This window comes from Streptomyces sp. DH12, assembly GCF_020873895.1.
GTDB lineage: Bacteria > Actinomycetota > Actinomycetes > Streptomycetales > Streptomycetaceae > Streptomyces.
Window position 1 is genome coordinate 1 of the sequence record NZ_JAHWGT010000709.1, and the last position, 510, is coordinate 510.

At 73.3% G+C, this 510-nt stretch carries 1 protein-coding gene; it reads right to left on the reverse strand.

Annotation, left to right across the window (positions count from 1 at the left end; genetic code table 11):
- Window positions 1-510, reverse strand: a 510-nt coding sequence (locus LPA54_RS36640) for a DegV family protein (protein WP_228984819.1), incomplete at both ends; no start/stop codon positions are given.

A 510-nucleotide genomic window follows, 5' to 3' on the forward strand; every position in this document is an offset into this window, starting at 1 on the left:
TCCGCCCGCCCCGGCGCAGATAGTCGAGCGTGTCGACGTAGAAGTAGGCCGACGTGCCCGCCGCCCGCTTCTCCGCCGCGGTGACCGCCTCGTCCACGGTGCCGCCCGACTCCGTGGTTTCCGCCGCCGCCAGCGCGCAGAAGCCCAGGGCCATCGCGATCATGCCCGTGTCGACCACGCGGACCGGCACCGGCGCCTCGCGGGCCGCGAGGACCGCCGCGTCGTAGGTGCCGGACAGCTCGGCGGAGAGATGGAGGGAGACGATGCCGGTCGCACCGGACTCGGCGACCCTGCGGTAGGTCTCCGCGAAGAGCTCCGGGCTGGGGCGGGACGTCGTGACGGGGCGCCGCTTCTGCAGGGCCTGGGCGAGGGAGCGGGTGGAGATCTCGGTGCCCTCCTCGAGGGCGCGGTCCCCCAGCACCACGGTCAGGGGTACCGCCGTGATGCCGTGCCGCTCCATCGTCCGGGCCGGAAGGTAGGCCGTTGAATCCGTGACGATCGCGACATGGC